This is a genomic window from Kribbella sp., assembly GCF_035687465.1.
Taxonomy (GTDB): Bacteria; Actinomycetota; Actinomycetes; order Propionibacteriales; family Kribbellaceae; genus Kribbella.
The window spans coordinates 36,130-51,934 of sequence record NZ_DASRXP010000685.1; the positions used below are offsets into that span (position 1 = coordinate 36,130).

Consider the following 15,805-nt stretch of genomic DNA (forward strand, 5'->3'; position numbering starts at 1 on the left):
GGTCCAACACTATGCCGTCGGACCACCCTCTCCGTCAAGGACCGACCCGGGGTCTCCAGCGGGTGGATGGACCCGCGAGCCGCCCGGAACTCGAACCTTTCCGGAGTCACCATGAGACTACAGTCCAGCGATCTCCTGGACCAGCCATTGGTCCCCGTTTCGGACCATCGTGAATCTCGTCCGGTTCAGATCGACCCGGGGCTTACCCTGCGTGATCGTGCTGGTGGTCGTCTGGTTGACGAAGATGACCAGCGTGACGCGATCGGCGTCACCATCCCGTACGCCGACCTCCCGGACCTCGGCGCGCACGGTCGCCTTGGTCTTGGTGGCGAGCTCGCCGGCCACCTTGGCGGTCTCGTCGAACTTGGTGGCGAAATCCGGGGTCATGGTGGCGCGGGCGGCGGCGAAGCTCTTGTCGAGCGAGCGGTAGTCGTAACTGAGCGCGGTTTCGGCAGCCTTCCGGCCCGCCGCGGCCGCCTCGCCCCGGGCGTCCTCGGCCTGCTGCCCCTTCCAGGCCTTCAGCCCGAGAATCCCGGCAAACGCCAGGATCACCACGATGAGCACCGCCAGGACGCCGGACAGCACCACACTGACCGCCCGGGCTCTTTTCGCGGGCGCCGCTGCCTCAGCCGCCTCCGCTACTTTCCGTAAGGTGCTGCGCCTGATCAGCCAGGCCGTGCGCCGCCCTCGCCGCTCTGACGGGACCATTACCAGCGGGTCGTCAGCGTCGACTGTGGTAGGGGTCACGTCTGCCGCAGCCGCCTCCGCTTCCTCCACGGCGGGGGCAACGGGCGGCTGCACGCCCGTGGACTCGCCCGGCTCGGCGGGCGCCGAGGGCGCTTGCGGGGATGCGTCGGTGGGGGTGTCCTCGGTGTCGGGCGGGGTGTGTGGGCCGCGGTCGGGGGTGGGGCGGCGGCGGCCGGCAATGCGGTTGCGGTTGCGGTCCGGCATCAGCCCACGACCTGGAAGTCGGCGGTCAGCCAGCGGTTGTTCTCGCGGACCATGTCGAGCTTGATCCGGTAGCGCCGCTCGACGCCGGTCGACGCCGCGGTGTTCGTCACCACGGCGTTCACGATCACCAGGACCTGGGCCGAGTCCTTGTCGTTCGACACCACGGCGGCCTCCTTCACATCGCCCTTGGAGGTCGCCTTGTTCGCCACCACCTCGGTCTTGACCGAGTTCGACCCGGAGGAGAACTCCTCCTTGAACTGCCCGGTGGAGTCGTCCACCACCCGCTTCGCGTCGGCGTCCCAGGTCCCGTAGTTATAGGTGGTGAAGTCGAGCGCCAACTGCCGGGCTGCCTGCATCGCGCCCGCACGGTCTTCGTTCCGCACGTCCTGACGTCGCAACGCGAGCACCGACACGGTCGCGGCCGCAAGCGCGACCACGAGCAGCACGCTGAGCGCCCAGGCCAGAATCACCGGGCCCCGCCGGGAGGTTGAAGTCACTTCGCAGTCACCGGTCCGAGGAGGAGGGCTTTCCAGGAGTCCGCGCCGAGGAGATCCTCCTGGCCGCCGGTCGAGCCGAGCACCAGTTCGGGCATGCCGCCGGAACCACCTGCCGCGCCGGTGGCCGGGTCGTACCCGACGCCGTACCCGATCCGGTTGGCATCCTCGCGGGACGTGGGGTTCGGCTTGTTCTGCGAGCCGCGGACGTCGATCCCGGTCGACGGCTTCGCAGTACAGGCGGCTTTGGAGTTGGCGGCCTTGCTGGTGGTGTCCTGTGGGACCCGCTTGTCGGTGCCGTTGTAGCCGGCTCGGCAGGCAGGCGGGCTGACGCCGAGCACGAGCCCGAAGTGGGCGTCGTAGTGCCCTGTCCCCGCGTCCTTCGCCGGTACTACGTAGCCGCCCATCGACACCGCCGGGTAGACCACCAGCAACTGTTCGACGGCGTCCAGCCGGACCGCGGTCATCTCGCTCACTGTCAGCAGGTTACCCAGCAGCACCGCGATGTCCGCGCGGTTGTCCTGGATCAGGCCGGTGAGCTGCGTCGACGCGGCCGAGCCGTTGTCGATCACGGACCGGATGCTCGCGTCCGAGCTGACCAGGGTGTCCGACAGCAGCGCCAGGTTCTTCGCCCAGGTCTTGATCGCGTCGCCGCTGGCCACCTGGGTGGCGAGCACGGTGTCGCCGTCGTTGATCAGCTTGATCGTCTGCAGGATGTTCGCGTCCGCGTCGTCGATCAGGTGTCCGGAGCTGTCGATGATCTTCTGCAGGTCGGTGCCGCGGCCGCGGAGCGCGTCGCCGAGCTCCTTGACGGTGGTCTTCAGGCTGTTCTTGTCGACCGAGTTCACCAGCTGGTCCAGGTTCAGCAGCAGCTCGGTGGTGTCGATCGGGATCGCGGTGTCCTGCCGGGCGATCTTGGAGCGGTCCTGCAGGTAGGGACCGCCGTCGCGGCGCGGCTGCAGGTCGACGTACTGCTCGCCGATCGCGGACCGGTTCGCGACCACGGCGAGCAGGTCGTTCGGGATCTTCTGCTTCTTGTCGATGTCCAGGTTGACCTCGACGCCGTCGGAGAGCAGCTCGAGCTTGCCGACCCGGCCGACCGGCTGGCCGCGGTACGTCACCTCGGCGCCGGTGAAGATGCCGCCGGACTCGGCGAAGCTGGCGCTGACGGTGTAGTCGTCGTCGAACAGCAGCTGGTCCACCTGCGCGTACTTGCCGCCGACATAGGCGATGCCGACCACGGTGATCAGCAGGAACACCATCAGCTGGATCCGGACCGTTCTGCTGATCACTTGGCCACCCCCGGCATCAGGACCTTGGCCAGCTCCGGATCGAACCCGGACCGGTTGAGCGTCGGGGTACAGACCGGTAGACCGAGCACGGTGATGCAGCTGGTGGCTGTGCCGGTCGGTAGTGGCAGTGGCGGCAGGCCACCGGTCGAGCCGGCGGTCGGGAACTGCGGTGAGTTGTGGACCGGGAGGCTCAGCTTGGCGGTCGGCAAGGTGAGCCCGGTGCTGGGCAGGTTCAGCCCGAGCAGGCCCTGCAGTGCCTTCTGGGTGTTCACGTCGAGAGTGATGACCAGGTTGGTGAAGTCACCCTGCACCGCATCTGCCGCAGCGTCCGGGAAGGGATAGGTGAAGAGCAGCTCCAGCGACTTCGGCAGGTTCTCCCCCGCCTTGGCCAGGTTCGTCAGCACCGGGTACAGCGACTGGAGGTTGGCCACCAGGTCCTTCTGGGATGCCGTGATCACCCTGGTCGCGGTGTTGCCCAGCGTTGCCAGCGCCTGCAAGGTCTTCACCAGCGCGGCCCGTTGCTTGTCCAGGGTGGCGATCGACTTCGGCAGCGAGTCGATCGCGGTCGCCAGGGTGGCCTTCTGCGCGTTGAGCTTCTTCGCCAGCGAGTCGACCGCCGTGATCGCGGTGACGATCTGCTGCTTGTTCTTGTCCAGCGTCCCGACGAAGGTGTTCAGCTGGGTCAGCACGCTGCGGATGGCCGGCTCGTTGCCGGTCAGCGCCTTGTTCAGTTCCTGGGTGATGATCTGCAACTGGGCCACGCCGCCGCCGTTCAGCAGCAGCGAGAGCGCGGACAGGACCTGCTCGACCTCGACGTTGCTGGTGGTCCGCGACAGCGGGATCAGCTCGCCGTTCTCCAGCTTGCCGCGCGGCTTCTCGTCACCGGTCGGCGGCGCCAGCGAGACGAACTTCTCGCCGAGCAGGCTGGTCTGCCGGATCGTCGCCCGGGCGTTGTCCGGCAGGTCGAGGCTCTTCGGCAGCTTCAGTCGCACCTTCGCGACGTAGCCCTCGAGCCAGACCTTCTCGACCGTTCCGACCGTGACGTCGTCCACCTTCACCGAGGACTTCGGCACCAGGTCGAGGACGTCGCTGAACTCGACCGTGACCGTGTACGCCGGTCCCTTGATCTTGGCGCCGCCCGGCAACGGCAACGAGTAGACACTGAAGTCGCAGCCGCTCAGCAACGTGGCCAGCGCAACCACGCCGGCGAGAACCCTCAGCCGCCGCCTCATGGGGTGGCTCCCGGGACCAGGCCACCGAGGGTGGAGTCGACGTTGTCGGGACTCGGAAGCTTCGGAGCCGGGGCGGGAGCCCACGGAGTACCGGCTGGGCCGCCGGAGCCGGTGTTGCTGTCGCCGGTGATGGCGCTCAGCAGCGGGAGCTTCGGCAGTGCGTCGAGCACGGGCTTCAGCGCCGAGCAGGTGGACACCGGCTGGTTCGCCTGGAGCAACAGCGAGCAGATGAACGTTGCCGGGTCGTCCAGCTGGGCCAGGTTGATCCGCTGGTCCAGGGTCCCGAACTGCGGGTTGTAGACGCGGGCCAGGTTGCCCAGGCCGAGTGGGGCGGTGTCGATGATCTCGGCCAGCGCGGCCTTCTCCTTGACCAGGATCTGGGAGATGTCGGTGGCGCCGGAGATGGTGGTCTTCAGCAGCCCGCGGTTGTCCTTGACGAAGGACGCGACCTCGCCGAGCGCCGTCGCCAGAGTGGACAACGCGGCGGACAGGTCCTTCCGCTCGCCGGCCAAGGTGGTCGAGACGGCAGCGAAGTTGGTGTTGAACTGCTTGACCAGCGAGTCGTTCGCGGCCAGCGCGGAGACGAAGGTCTGCAACTGGCGGATCGTGTTGAACAGACTGTCGGAGTTGCCCGACAGCGTCTGCGTCAGCTTCGAGACGTCCGTGATGGTCTGGTTCAGCTTGGCGCCTTGACCGTTGAGGTTGGCCGCAGAGACGTCCAGCAGCCGCGACAGTGCGCCCTGGTCGTTCGCGCCCTTCGGGCCGAGTGCCACGGACAGGTCGTTCAGGCTCTGGTAGATCTGGTCCAGCTCCAGCGGTACGGCGGTCCTGGTCAACGGGATCTCCGTCCCGTCGGCCATCACGTCACCCTTGGTGTAGGCGGGGGTGAGCTGGAGGTACCGGTCGGCCACGATCGACGGCGACGCGATCACCGCCTTCGCGTCGGCCGGCACCTTGTGCTTGGCCTCCCACCAGAACTTCACCCGGACCGAACGGCCGGCCGGCGTGACACTTTCGATCTCGCCGACCTTGATGCCCAAGATCCGCACGTCCGAGCCCGGGTAGACACTGACCGCGCGGGGGAAGTACGCCGTCGCGGAGACCCGTTCGGGGTTCGGCCAGAGCGCGATCACGCTGACCGCCAGCACCGCGACCACGACACCGATCGCAACCAGCCGGGAGAACGCAGCCATCTTGATACTTTCCCCACCCCACCACCCCGGTCTCTTCATCCGCCACCTCCCAGGATCGGCGGCAGACCAGGAATCTGGACCTTCGGCAGCGGGATCTCCGGAACCGGGGCCAGGTTCTGCACGTAGGTGTCGAACCACGGCCCGGTGCCGAGCGTGTTCGTGAACACCCGCGCGTACGGCGCGAGGCCACGGATGCTGGCGTCCAGCGCGTTCTGGTTCGCCAGCAGGGTGGCGAGGACGGCGTTCACCTTCTGCAGGGTGGGCGTCAGGTCCTTGCGGTTCTCCCGGACCAGCGCGGTGATTTGCGCGGCCAGCTTCTGTGTCGACACGAGCAACTGGTGGACGAGATCGCGGCGGGCCTGCACCGCTTGGAACACCGTGTTGCCGTCCTTCAGCAGCTTGATCAGCTCCTGGTTGCGGTCGGCAAGGATCTTGGTGACGGTGTCGGAGTGCTGGAGCAGCTTCTTCAGGTCCTCGTCCCGCTTGGCCACGTTCCGGGACAGCCTGGACAGCCCGTCGAGGGACGCCTTGACCTCCGCCGGGGTGTTCTTGAAGGTGGTGGACAAGGTGTCCAGGGCCTTGGCCAGCTGGGCGGTGTCGATCCGCTCGGTGGTGTTGGCGAGATCCGTGAAGGCGTCGACCACGTCGTACGCCGAGATGGTCCGCGCCAGCGGGATCTCCGAACCCTCCTTGAGCGTCCCCTCACCGGCCGGGTTCAGTTTCAGGTACTTCTGCCCGAGCAGCGTCTTGATCTTCATCTCGGCGCCGGTCTGGTCGCCGAGCTTCACGCCCTTGTCGACGACGAAGTCGACCCGCACGTGGCTGCCCTCGAGATCAACCTTGCGGACCTGGCCGACGCGGACCCCGGCGACCCGGATCTCGTCGTTCGGCTTCAGCCCGCCGGCCTCGGAGAACTGCGCGGAGTACTTCACCCCGCCGCCGATCAGCGGCAGATCCTGCGCCTTGAAGGCGGCCAGCATGATCAGCCCGATCACGACCAGGCCGACCACCCCGATGGTGACCTGGTTCTGCTCTCTGAACGGCTTCACTTGGCGCACCTCGCCGAGTTGTTGTCGTAGCTGACCGGGATCCGGGTGCCCAGCGGCAGGGTGACGTTGCCGTCGAAGCCGCAGAGGAAGAAGTTGAACCAGGACCCGTACGACGCGGTCCGGGTCATCGTGTTCAGCTTGTCCGGCATCTTCTGCAGCGTCTTCACCCAGATCGCCTGGGTGTCGTCCAGCGTGGACGCGATCGTCCGGAGCTGGTCCAGGTCCGCCTTCAGCGGCACCCGGGTCTGCTGCAGCAGCCCAGCGGTCTTGGTGTTCAGCGAGTTGATCGAGCCGAGCGAGCCCAGGATCGGGTTGATGTCCTGGCTCAGCCCAGTGATGAATCGCTGCAGGTTCACCAGCAACTGGGAGAAGTTCGCCTGCCGCTGCGAGACGATCTGCAGCGTCGAGGTCAGGTTGGTGATCAGGTCACCGATCACCTGGTCCGCGTCGGCCAGCGTGGTGGTCAGCGAGGCGGTCCGGGCCAGCAGGCTCTCGATCGTGCCGCCCTCGCCCTGCAGCACCTTGATCACCTCGAAGGCGAACTGGTTCACGTCCGCCGGGGTGAGCGCGGTGAACAGCGGCTTGAACCCGTTGAACAGCACCGACAGGTCCAGCGCCGGCGCGGTCCGGTCCTTGTCGATGACATCGTTCTTCTTCATCCGGGTGCCGCCACCGACGCCCTCGGTGAGCGCGACGTAGCGGTTGCCGACCAGGTTCCGGTAGCGCATGGTCGCGCGGGTCGAGGTGTCGAGCACCTGGTCGGAGTCGACCGAGAAGGTGACCATCGCCAACCCACCCTGACCGCCATCAGTCTGCTGGAGCGCGATCTTGTCGACCTGGCCGACCCGCACCCCGGCGATCCGGATGTCGTCACCCTTGTTCAGCCCGACCACGTCGGTGAACACGGCCCGGTACTTCGTGGTCGCGTTGAAGGTGATGTTCCCGATCGTGACGGCAAGTAGAGCCGTGGCGATGGTGGTGACCACCACGAAGATCGCCAGCCGCACGGTGTCGAACGAGGTCTTCCTGTCCAGCAGCTTCACTTCAGGTTCACCTGCCCTCCACGAGTCAGCGGGCCAATCATCAAGGTGGCCAGATCCGGTACGTCGCCTGCCGGGACGCCCATCGCGGGACCGACGAAGGAGTCGATCACCTTCTGTTCCGCGGGGGTCCCGACGCCGCCGGTGTCCATCGCGAACCCGGGCGCCGAGCGGTTCAGGGTCAGGTTCAGCGGGAAGCGCTCTTCCTTGTTGTGATCGCCGATCACGCCGTCCTCACCGGTGATGTACGGCGCCGGGTTGTCCTGCGTGTACGGGCCCGGCTTGGCTCCCGGGTGACTGTAGTTCTTGCCGACACAGGTGGGACCGCGCTTGTCCTCGTACTTCGGCAGTTCGTTCGACTCGTACGGCGTCGGCTGGTTCGTGATCAGCTCGAGGTTGATGTGCAGGGCCCCGTCGCGGAACGTGTCGCTCAGGACCGGCGCGGTGTCCGTCATCACCTTGAGGAAGCAGGGGAACTCCGGCGAGTACCGCTCCAGCAGGTCCAGCACCGGCTTGCTCACCTCGCCGAGCCGGATCACCCGGTCCTCGTTCTCCTTCAGGAACCCGTTCGCCGTGGTCGACAGCGTGGTCACGTCGGTGAAGAAGGTCTGCAGTTGCTGCTCCTTCTCCACCACGGTGTTGCCGGTGATGGTCAGGTTGCGCAGCGCCCGGACCAGGTCGGGGGTCACGTCGCCGTAGATGTCCGAGACCTGGGTCAGCTTGGTCAGGGCCGCCATCAGCTTCGGCACATTCGGGTTCAGCTTCTTCAGGTAGCCGTCGAGCTGGGTCAGGGTCTCGGCGATCTCGCTGCCGCGTCCCTCCAGCGCGGTCGCCAGGGCGTTCAGAGTTGCGTTCAGATCAGCGGGGTCGACCGCCTGCAGCAGCGGCAGCGCGTCGTTCAGCACCTTCTCGATCTCGATGCCGACCGCGGTCTTGTCCCGGGAGATCACATCGCCCGCCCGGATCGCCCGGCCCTCCGCGCCCCTCGGCGGCACCAGGGCGACGTACTTCTCGCCGAACAGGGTCTTGGGCAGGATCCGCGCGCTGACCGCGCTGGAGATCTCCTTGACCTGGTCGGGCTTCAGGGCCAGTTCGATCGTCGCGGTCTCGCCGTTGGTCGAGACACTGCGGACCTCGCCGACGATGATGCCGCGCAGCTTCACGTCCGCGTGCCGGTTCAGCTGCAGGCCGATGTGGCTGGTCTCCAGCTTCACGTCCACGGTGTCGACGAAGATCTTGGCGTAGAAGGCATAGGTGAGCCAGAGCAGGAAGCAGACCAGCCCGATGAAGGCTGTCCCGAGGACGCGTTTGGCCATCGCTACCCCGCCAGCCTGACCGTCGTCGTGGTGCCCCAGATCGCCATCGAGAGCAGCAGGTCGACGACGTTGATCACCACGATGGAGGTCCGTACCGCGCGACCGACCGCGACACCGACTCCGGCCGGGCCACCGGTCGCGTGGTAGCCGTGGTAGCAGTGCACCAGGATCACCAGGACCGCGAAGACCAGCACTTTCCCGAAGGACCAGAGCACGTCCCCCGGTGGTAAGAACAGATGGAAGTAATGGTCGTACGTCCCCGTACTCTGCCCGTAGAACGTGGTCACGGTCAGCCTCGTCGCGAAGTACGAGGCGAGCAGGCCGACGACGTACAGGGGGACGACGGCGATCAGACCGGCGATGATCCGGGTGGTCACCAGGTAGGGCAGCGACGGGATCGCCATCACCTCGAGCGCGTCGATCTCCTCGCTGATCCGCATCGCGCCGAGCTGCGCGGTGAAGCCGCAGCCGACGGTCGCGGCGAGCGCGATACCGGCGATCAGCGGGCCGATCTCGCGGGTGTTGATGTAGGCGGAGACGAAGCCGGCGAAGGCCGAGGTGCCGATCTGGTTCAGCGCCGAGTACCCCTGCAGGCCGACCTCGGTCCCGGTGAAGAAGGCCAGGAAGGTGATCACACCGACGGTGCCGCCGATCACCGCGAGGGCGCCGGTGCCCAGCGTCACCTCGGCCAGCAGCCGCAGGATCTCCTTGCGATAGCGGGTGATCGACTTGCCCGACCAGGCCAGCGCCTTGATGTAGAAGGAGAGCTGTTCACCCAGCCGGTCGAGGGAGTGGAGCGGCTTCTTCACCAGGACATCGAGGACTGACTGTGCTGCTGTCACGGTCAGGCCCCCTTCGGCGGTACGAGCTGGAAGTAGATCGCCGTCATGGAGAAGTTCGCGACGAACAGCAGCATGAAGGTGATCACGACGGACTGGTTCACCGCGTCGCCGACCCCCTTCGGGCCGCCGCCCGCGTTCATCCCCTTGTACGACGCGACCACCGCGGCGATGAAGCCGAACACCAGCGCCTTCGCCTGGCCCTGCCACAGGTCGGGCAGATGGGCGAGCGCGGTGAACGAGGCGATGTAACTCCCCGGCGTACCGTCCTGCAGGACCACGTTGAAGATGTAGCCGCCCATCACGCCGACCACGCTGACGAAGCCGTTCAGGAAGAAGGCGACCAGCATGGTGGCCAGCACCCGCGGCACCACCAGGCGCTGGATCGGGTCGATGCCGAGCACCATCATCGCGTCCAGCTCTTCGCGGATCTTGCGCGCGCCGAGGTCCGCGCAGATCGCCGAACCGCCCGCTCCCGCGATCAGCAGAGCGGTCGCGATCGGCGACGCCTCCCGTACTACGGCCAGCACCGCAGCGGACCCGGTGAACGCCTGGGCACCGAACTGCTGGATCAGCCCGCCGACCTGCAGCGCGATCACCGCACCGAAGGGGATCGCCACCAGCGCGGTCGGGATGATCGTCACGCTGGCCACGAACCAGGCCTGCTGCAGGAACTCGCGCAGCTGGAACGGCCGCCGGACAGAGGCCCTGGCGGTGTCGAGTGCGAACGCGAAGAGCGATCCTGCGTGCTTCAGCGGGGCGGTCGCGTCAACAGTCACGTAGCCCCCACCACATCGGAGGCGAAGGAGCCCGGCGGCGGGGTCACCCCGTTGTCGGCACACCACTGTCCCGGTGGCCGCTGCGTCGGACGGATCACACCGCTGCTCGGCAGCTGCTGCACCGGGATCGGCGGCAGCGGCGGCAGCTCCTGGTCGGCCTCGCGGGCGAGGTCCTCGGCGTCCTTCTCCTCGGACATGCCGATCGGGCCGATCCGCTGGGCGTTCAGGAACTGGCGGACCACCGGCTCCTCGCTGGACAGCAGCATCTCCCGCGGGCCGAACATCGCCAGGTGCCGGTGGTACAGCAGGCCGATGTTGTCCGGCACGGTGCGCGCGGTGTTGATGTCGTGCGTGACGATCAGGCAGGTCGCCTGGGTCATCTCGTTCAGGTCGATGATCAGCTGGTTCAGGAACGCGGTGCGGACCGGGTCCAGGCCGGAGTCGGGCTCGTCGAAGAGCAGGATCTCGGGCTCCAGCACCAGCGCGCGGGCCAGGCCGGCGCGCTTGCGCATGCCGCCGGAGATCTCCCCGGGCAGCTTCTTCTCCGCCCCGACCAGGCCGACCATCTCCATCTTCTCCATCACGATGGAGCGGATCTCGGACTCGGACTTGCGGGTGTGCTCGCGGAGCGGGAAGGCGACGTTGTCGTACAGGTTCATCGAGCCGAACATCGCGCCGTCCTGGAACAGCACGCCGAACAGCTTGCGCACCTCGTACAGCTTGCGCTCCGAGCAGGTGGCGATGTCGACGCCCTCGATGTGCACGTGGCCCCGGTCCGGCTTGAGCAGACCGATCAGCGTCTTGAGGAATACGGACTTACCGGTACCGGAAGGGCCCAGCATCACGCAGATCTCGCCTGCAGGCAGCGTCAGGGACACGTCGCCCCAGATCAGCTGACTGCCGAAGGACTTCGTGAGTCCCTCTACGCGGACTTCTACGCCCACCGGTCCTCCTCACGGGTCTTTGGTCGTACAGGCCCCGAACCGACGACTTGGCATCGGTTCAACGAGGGCGCGGTTGCCTAGGTTACGCACGAGTACCTTTTTGCGTAACCCCTGTGTATCAAGTGTTTGCGATCAATTAGTCACGCTCTGGTCACGTTCCGTCCGGGGTACTGCGTCCGAGGCCGGGCAGGACGGTCCGGTACAGTCCTGCGGGTGCCGCACGGTATCGCTTCACCGCAGCACGGGGATCAGCTCCCGCACCCGCGTGCCGAGATCCTAGCGCTGACGGGCGTCCGGGCCGCGGCAGCCCTCGCCGTCGTGTTGCATCACATCGGGTTACCAGCTTCGGCACCGTCACCGTTACGGAACCTGGTTGCCTCCGGCTATATCGGGGTCCCGCTGTTCTTCATGTTGTCCGGGCTGGTGCTGGCGTGGAACTACTCGACGCTGACGATCACGGCCGGCACCCGGCTGTGGCGGTTCTACCTGGCCCGGATCGCGCGGGTGATGCCGCTGTACTGGGTGGTGCTGTTGTTCCTGGTAATACAGCGCGCCGCGCACGGCGTACCGCAGGAGTCGTTGTGGCGGCATGTGCTCGCCATCCAGTCGTGGTCCGGGGACTATTCGATCGGCCAGGCCAGCTACAACTCGCCCGGCTGGTCGATCTGCGTGGAGATCTTCCTGTACGCCGTGTTCCCGCTCCTGGTGCCCGTGATCGCCTATGTCTCCAAGCGGTTCGGGAGTCTCGGACTCGTCGGAGTGATGGTGGTCGCCTTCGCCGTGCAGGTGGCACTGGTCGCGATCTTCACGGCTGAGGGATGGGCCTTCCTGTCGGTGAAGGATCCGTCGTCCGGTCATCGGTGGCTCTACCGCAATCCCTTGCCGCGGTTGTCCGAGTTCGTGGTCGGGATCTCGCTAGCTTTCCTGCTGCTGCGGGGATTCCGCTTGCGCGAGCGGCTGGCGGGTTGGGTGCAGGTGGTTAGTGTCGGCTTTGTGCTCGTTGTGGCGTCGATCGGACCGTCTCTGGCCGACTGGCAGCTGCCTGCGTTCTACGGGGCGATGTGGACCGTGCCGTTCGCAGTACTGCTGCTGTCGATGGCTGCTGCGCCTACTGCGTGGCTGTCCCGCTTCTTTGCCACCCGGGCCCTGGTGACTTTGGGTACTGCTAGTTATGCCGTCTACCTGACGCACCGGCCGTTGCTGGCCTATCTGGGGAGGGATCCCAACAGCATGCTGGCGGATCCACCCGGCTGGGCGGCGTACCTGGCGGTGCTGGTGATCGTCGGATTGTGCTTACTGGTCGGGGAAGGCGCGCACCGGCTGATCGAAGTACCGGCTCGTCGGGCCGTACTGCGGCTGACGCGGCGGCCGGCTGTCACTGAGCGTGCGACTGAGAAGGTCTCGGCGTGAGCGGACTCACATCGGTCGAGCAAGGCGCTGCGCTCTCCCATCCCAGGCCGGAGATCCTTGCGCTGACAGGACTTCGCGGGCTCGCCGCTGTCGGGGTGGTCGCGTCTCAGGTGGGCGTCTGGCGGACTGCGCCGGCCTTCTTGCATGACCTGGTGGCGGGGGCGTCGCTGGGCGTGCCGTTCTTCTTCCTGCTGTCCGGGTTCGTGCTGGCTTACAACTACCCGTCGCTGACGGTGTGGTCCGGGCGGCAGGCGCTCGGCCGCTATGCGATGGCCCGGGTGGCTCGGCTGGCTCCGCTGTTCGTGGTGGTCGGGCTCGGCGTACTGATCCTCGGCGCCCTCAACGGCGGCGACTGGATCCGGACTGTCTTCGGTCCTGAGGCCTGGTTCGTCGGGACCGCTCTCCTTCTGTACTGCGCCTATCCCCTGCTGGCCCGGGTGGTCGCCACGAGTCCCGCGACCTCGTTGCTCGTCGCGTTCGCACTGCAGTTGGTCGTGCTGGGCGTACGGCTGACCACGGGCTCCGATGCCTGGCTCTACCGCAATCCCCTCGTCTGGGTGCCGGATCTCGTGATCGGCATGATCGTGGCCGGCCTAGCCACCCGTACGGCGTACTCGGTGCAGCGGCCGACCACGCGAGCGGCGTACTGGGTGTATCGCCTGACCACTACACGTGCCGCCTATCTGGTGCAGGCGGGTGCTGTGATCTATGCGGTAGCGGTGATCATCTTGTTCGGCTCGAGCAGTGCGGTGCAGTACAGCGCACTGTGGTCGGCGCCGCTGGCTCTGGTGATCCTCACCGTCGCGGCCACGCGCGGCTCCTGGACCTCAGTGCTGCTCTCCACCAACGTGATGATCCGACTGGGCGTCATCAGCTACGCCCTCTTCCTGCTCCACACGATCGTGGTCCACGGCTTCGGCCCCGTCCACGCCGGCTCCCTGGCGAACGGCCTGCTCGCGATCGCCTGGATCGCCCTCGCCATCGTCGTCGCCGAAGGCGCCCACAGATATCTAGGTGCCCCGGCCCGCCGCACCCTGTTGAACCACGCCCGCCGTACTGCTTCAGAGGTCCGCAGCAACGCCTCTTAGGCCAGACCGCGGAAAGTGTCGGAACGGGTGCCTAGTCTCTGGAGTGTGTCCGGACGTGGTAGCGACGGGCGGTTGGGGGTGGGGCGTGACGACCTATTCGGCGGTGCGGACGACCGGCATCTACTGTCGGCCAGGGTGTGGGGCCAAGCCGTTGGCCGAGAATGTGCGGACGTTCGAGCTGGCCGCTGCCGCGGAGGCCGCGGGGTATCGGGCGTGCCTGCGGTGCCGGCCGTACCGGGTGGCGGGGACCGTGGCGGACGAGGCGCCCGAACTGGTCTGTCGCGCGGTGCAGTTGATCATCAGCGGCGTGCTCGACGACGCGGGCGAGGCGGCGCTCGGCCGGCGGCTCGGGGTATCGGCGCGGCATCTGCGGCGGATGTTCAACGATCATCTCGGCGTCACACCGGACCAGTTCGCCCGGTCGCGGCGGGCTCATTTCGCCAGGAGGCTGCTGGACGACTCGGAGCTGACCATCGCGGATGTCGCCTTCGCCTCGGGATTCGGCAGCCTTCGCCAGTTCAATCGGGCCATCCGCGAGGTGTTCCGGTCGACTCCGGGTGAGCTCAGGCAGCGGCGCCGGCGCAACGACCGGCTGGCGGCGGACGGCGGTCTGCTGCTGCGGATGCCGTTCACGCCGCCCTACGACTGGGACGCGATGGCCGCCTTCCTCGCCCGGAACGCCGTTCCCGGGGTGGAGTCGGTCGTTGACGGCGTCTACCGGCGCACGATCACCCTCGACGGCGATCCCGGACTGCTCGAGATCGCACCCGCAGGCTCCGATCACCTCCTGTTGAAGGCCCATCTTCCTTACTGGGAAGGGACGATCCACGTGGTCGAGAGAGCGGGCCGTCTCGTCGGCCTGCAGACCGAGCCGGTGCTGGCCGCGGCCCAGCTCGCGGGAGACCCCGTGATCGGACCGCTGATCGCGGCGCGTCCCGGGCTGCGGGTGCCGGGGATCTGGGGGCCGTTCGAGGTCGCCGTGCAGGCGGTAGTCGCTGATTGCCTCGGCGAAGCCGGCGGGAGGGACGCACTTGGCCGGCTGGTCGAGGCTCAGGGAACACCGTTCGCCGGCCTCGGCTATGGATTGACGCATACCTTCCCGTCGGCGGAGACGCTCGCGCGGGCGGACCAGTACGGCGTACCGTCTGAGGTCGAAGCGATTGTCAGGGCACTGGCCGCAGCGGTTGCTGGGGGCAACGTGTCGCTGGACGGCGGTGAGTCGCTGGACGAGCTGATCGGGTCATTGACCGCGGTCTCCGGCGTCACGGAGAGAACTGCGCAGTGGATCGCGCTGCGGCTCGGGGCGCGAGATGCCTTTCCCCGTGACGAGGAATCCGAAGCATGGCGGCCGTGGCGAGCGCTGGCGGCCACCCACCTGGAGACCGCTGCCATCCTCGGATGACAGCGGCGCGTTACTACCCCAGTGTGTTGTAGGTGCCGTCGGTGAGCAGCTCTGCCGCGGCCGCACCGGCGAGTGCATAGGCGCGTGCGGTGATCGCGGGGCCCACGCTGATCCTCGCGACTCCGAGTTCGACGAGTTCGGCGACAGTTGGCGCGCCTGGACCGACCATCAGGTTCAGGGGCAACGAGATCGCGGCGACCAACTGGCGGATCGCGACCGGGTCCAGCAGCCCCGGGACGAACACCACGTCCGCACCAGCCTCGGTGTAGGCCGCGGCCCGCTCGACCGTCTCCGCTGGGTCCCCGAAGAAGTAGGTATCGATGCGAGCGTTGATGCAGAGCTCGATACCTGCAGCGATAGCGGCTTCCCGTGCCGCTGCGATCCGTTCCGCCTGTGCTGCCGGGTCGATCAATGCACGGTTGGCGCTGTCTTCCAGGTTGATGCCGACGGCTCCGATCGCGATGACCTCGGCAACGGTCGCCGCGACCTCAGCCGGCGACCCGCCGTACCCGGACTCGATGTCGGCGGTGACGGGCACGGAGACGGCAGCGACGATGCGGCGTAAGGCCTCGAAAGCGTCGGAGCGGGTGAGTCCACCCGCATCCGCAGTCCCCGCTGCCCAGGCAACGCCGGCACTGGTGGTCGCGATCGCCTGCGCGCCTGCCGCCTCGATCGCCTTCGCCGACCCCGCATCCCAGGCATTCGGCAGGACGAGCGGAGGCTTCTGGTGCAGGGCCTGGAACTCGCGCGCTTGAGCGCTTCTGTCGATCGTCATC

At 67.3% G+C, this 15,805-nt stretch carries 15 protein-coding genes; 3 read left to right on the plus strand and 12 right to left on the minus strand.

Features of this window, described 5'->3' with window-relative positions; genetic code table 11:
* Positions 1–117: 117 nt before the first annotated feature.
* From VFG33_RS36965 to VFG33_RS37015, 11 genes are read right to left on the minus strand one after another with little or no spacing between them, the layout of a single operon-like run.
* Positions 118–951, minus strand: a complete 834-nt coding sequence (locus VFG33_RS36965; protein WP_325057678.1) for a hypothetical protein — start codon at positions 949–951, stop codon at positions 118–120.
* Positions 951–1,448: an Rv1363c family protein gene (locus VFG33_RS36970; RefSeq protein WP_325057679.1), complete on the minus strand. Its 498-nt coding sequence runs from the start codon at positions 1,446–1,448 to the stop codon at positions 951–953. Before VFG33_RS36970 ends, VFG33_RS36965 begins: the two co-directional genes overlap by 1 nt.
* Entirely contained in the window at positions 1,445–2,737 is a 1,293-nt protein-coding gene (locus VFG33_RS36975; protein WP_325057680.1) for an MCE family protein, read from the minus strand. The genes VFG33_RS36970 and VFG33_RS36975 overlap by 4 nt, the downstream gene beginning before the upstream one ends.
* A complete protein-coding gene (locus tag VFG33_RS36980) occupies positions 2,734–3,969 on the minus strand; it encodes an MCE family protein (RefSeq protein WP_325057681.1) in 1,236 nt (411 codons plus the stop codon). Before VFG33_RS36980 ends, VFG33_RS36975 begins: the two co-directional genes overlap by 4 nt.
* Positions 3,966–5,162, minus strand: coding sequence for an MCE family protein (locus VFG33_RS36985; RefSeq protein WP_325057682.1), 1,197 nt, complete (start codon positions 5,160–5,162; stop codon positions 3,966–3,968). Before VFG33_RS36985 ends, VFG33_RS36980 begins: the two co-directional genes overlap by 4 nt.
* 35 nt (positions 5,163–5,197) lie before the next feature.
* Entirely contained in the window at positions 5,198–6,211 is a 1,014-nt protein-coding gene (locus VFG33_RS36990; RefSeq protein WP_325057683.1) for an MCE family protein, read from the minus strand.
* Positions 6,208–7,254 carry an MCE family protein gene (locus VFG33_RS36995; RefSeq protein WP_325057684.1) on the minus strand — a complete coding sequence of 349 codons (1,047 nt, stop codon included), beginning with the start codon at positions 7,252–7,254 and terminating at the stop codon, positions 6,208–6,210. The genes VFG33_RS36990 and VFG33_RS36995 overlap by 4 nt, the downstream gene beginning before the upstream one ends.
* Positions 7,251–8,567 carry an MCE family protein gene (locus tag VFG33_RS37000; protein WP_325057685.1) on the minus strand — a complete coding sequence of 439 codons (1,317 nt, stop codon included), beginning with the start codon at positions 8,565–8,567 and terminating at the stop codon, positions 7,251–7,253. The genes VFG33_RS36995 and VFG33_RS37000 overlap by 4 nt, the downstream gene beginning before the upstream one ends.
* 2 nt (positions 8,568–8,569) lie before the next feature.
* Positions 8,570–9,409: an MlaE family ABC transporter permease gene (locus VFG33_RS37005; RefSeq protein ID WP_325057686.1), complete on the minus strand. Its 840-nt coding sequence runs from the start codon at positions 9,407–9,409 to the stop codon at positions 8,570–8,572.
* 2 nt (positions 9,410–9,411) lie between these two features.
* On the minus strand, positions 9,412–10,185 hold the full coding sequence (locus tag VFG33_RS37010) for an MlaE family ABC transporter permease (RefSeq protein WP_325057687.1): 774 nt from the start codon (positions 10,183–10,185) through the stop codon (positions 9,412–9,414).
* On the minus strand, positions 10,182–11,129 hold the full coding sequence (locus VFG33_RS37015; protein ID WP_325057688.1) for an ABC transporter ATP-binding protein: 948 nt from the start codon (positions 11,127–11,129) through the stop codon (positions 10,182–10,184). The genes VFG33_RS37010 and VFG33_RS37015 overlap by 4 nt, the downstream gene beginning before the upstream one ends.
* A gap of 213 nt (positions 11,130–11,342) precedes the next feature.
* On the opposite strand from VFG33_RS37015, the gene VFG33_RS37020 reads away from it, so the two are divergent.
* The 3 genes from VFG33_RS37020 to VFG33_RS37030 all read left to right on the plus strand — a co-directional run bounded on the left by VFG33_RS37020 (position 11,343) and on the right by VFG33_RS37030 (position 15,029).
* Positions 11,343–12,539, plus strand: coding sequence for an acyltransferase family protein (locus VFG33_RS37020; protein WP_325057689.1), 1,197 nt, complete (start codon positions 11,343–11,345; stop codon positions 12,537–12,539).
* Positions 12,536–13,627: an acyltransferase family protein gene (locus VFG33_RS37025; protein WP_325057690.1), complete on the plus strand. Its 1,092-nt coding sequence runs from the start codon at positions 12,536–12,538 to the stop codon at positions 13,625–13,627. Before VFG33_RS37020 ends, VFG33_RS37025 begins: the two co-directional genes overlap by 4 nt.
* A gap of 85 nt (positions 13,628–13,712) precedes the next feature.
* On the plus strand, positions 13,713–15,029 hold the full coding sequence (locus VFG33_RS37030; RefSeq protein ID WP_325057691.1) for an AlkA N-terminal domain-containing protein: 1,317 nt from the start codon (positions 13,713–13,715) through the stop codon (positions 15,027–15,029).
* A gap of 13 nt (positions 15,030–15,042) precedes the next feature.
* Here the strand turns inward: VFG33_RS37030 and VFG33_RS37035 are convergent, their stop codons facing one another.
* Complete coding sequence (locus tag VFG33_RS37035; protein WP_325057692.1) at positions 15,043–15,804, minus strand: isocitrate lyase/PEP mutase family protein; 762 nt, start codon at positions 15,802–15,804, stop codon at positions 15,043–15,045.
* Position 15,805 lies beyond the last annotated feature (1 nt).

Excerpts from the sequence above, each read along its gene's own strand:
- VFG33_RS36965 (WP_325057678.1), bottom strand. The coding sequence starts at position 951 with ATGCCGGACCGCAACCGCAACCGCATTGCCGGCCGCCGCCGCCCCACC.
- VFG33_RS36980 (WP_325057681.1), bottom strand. The coding sequence starts at position 3,969 with ATGAGGCGGCGGCTGAGGGTTCTCGCCGGCGTGGTTGCGCTGGCCACG.
- VFG33_RS36985 (WP_325057682.1), bottom strand. The coding sequence starts at position 5,162 with ATGGCTGCGTTCTCCCGGCTGGTTGCGATCGGTGTCGTGGTCGCGGTG.
- VFG33_RS37000 (WP_325057685.1), bottom strand. The coding sequence starts at position 8,567 with ATGGCCAAACGCGTCCTCGGGACAGCCTTCATCGGGCTGGTCTGCTTC.
- VFG33_RS37035 (WP_325057692.1), bottom strand. The coding sequence starts at position 15,804 with ATGACGATCGACAGAAGCGCTCAAGCGCGCGAGTTCCAGGCCCTGCAC.